Source organism: Diaphorobacter sp. J5-51, from assembly GCF_001023515.1.
GTDB classification, from domain to species: domain Bacteria; phylum Pseudomonadota; class Gammaproteobacteria; order Burkholderiales; family Burkholderiaceae_C; genus Diaphorobacter; species Diaphorobacter nitroreducens.
This window is the reverse complement of the sequence record NZ_JSYI01000125.1, coordinates 1-1,176: the sequence shown is the minus strand read 5'-3', so window position 1 is coordinate 1,176 and position 1,176 is coordinate 1. Positions and strand designations below refer to the sequence as shown.

The 1,176-nt window shown below is 61.7% G+C and carries 1 protein-coding gene; it reads left to right on the top strand.

What is annotated here, in order from left to right:
- Nucleotides 1–7: 7 nt before the first annotated feature.
- A protein-coding gene (locus OX89_RS15305; RefSeq protein ID WP_085945350.1) for an IS3 family transposase occupies nt 8–1,158 on the top strand; the annotation gives its coding sequence in 2 pieces (ribosomal slippage) (nt 8–254 and nt 254–1,158; 1,152 coding nt in all).
- Nucleotides 1,159–1,176: the final 18 nt, after the last annotated feature.

The window sequence follows — 1,176 nt, the reverse complement described above, 5'->3', positions numbered from 1 at the left end:
AGGTGCCATGAGCAAGCAGAGATACCCCGAAGAATTCAAGATCGAAGCGGTCAAGCAGATCACCGAACGAGGCCACAAGGTGGCCGACGTGTCGGCCAGGCTTGGCGTCAGCCAGCACAGTCTGTATCAATGGATCAAAGTCAAGCAGATGTCGCCTGACCAGCGCCAAGCGCAGTGCTCGCAAGCCGACGAGATGCGCCGCCTGAAGGCCGAGCTCAAGCGTGTGACCGAGGAGCGCGACATCTTAAAAAAGGCCGCAGCGTACTTTGCCAAGCAGTCCGGGTGAAGTACGCATTTATCGAGCGGCATGAACACGAGCACAGCGTGCGCCGCATGTGCAAGATCATGACGGTGCACCCCAGCGGCTACTACGCCTGGAAGGCCGATCCGGTGAGCCCACGCGCCCAGGACGATCAACGGGTGCTGGGCCTGCTCAAGCACGCGTGGTTGGAGAGCGGCGGCGTGTACGGCTACCGCAAGCTCACCCTGGACATGCGCGATCTAGGCGAGTCCTGCGGCAAGCACCGCGTGGCCCGATTGCTCAAACTCGAAGGACTGCGCTCGCAGACCGGCTACCGCCGTCGCCCTGGCATGCGTGGTGGCAAGCCCGCGGTCGTCGCGCCCAACCACCTGCAGCGCCAGTTCTCCGTGGCGCAGCCCAATCAATCCTGGGTGACCGACATCACCTACATCCGCACCCATGAGGGCTGGCTGTACCTGGCCGTGGTGGTCGATCTGTTCTCGCGTCAGGTGGTCGGCTGGTCAATGGGTAGCCGCATCGATACCGGGCTGGCGCTCGATGCGCTGGTGATGGCCTTGTGGCGTCGTCGACCCGAGCAGCCAGTCACAGTGCATTCGGATCAAGGCAGTCAATTCACTGGGCATGACTGGCAGGACTTCCTACGCGACCACAAGCTGATCTGCAGCATGAGCCGTCGCGGCAACTGCCACGACAACGCCGTGGCCGAGAGCTTCTTCCAGTTGCTCAAGCGCGAACGCATCCGCCGCCAGATCTATCCGACCCGCGATGACGCGAGAGCCGATGTCTTCAACTACATCGAGATGTTCTACAACCCTAAGCGCCGCCATGGCACTGCCGGAGATACTTCGCCGGTAGAGTTCGAGAGACGCCATTCCCAACGGCTCAAAAGTGTCTAGGGAATCCGGGGCGATTCA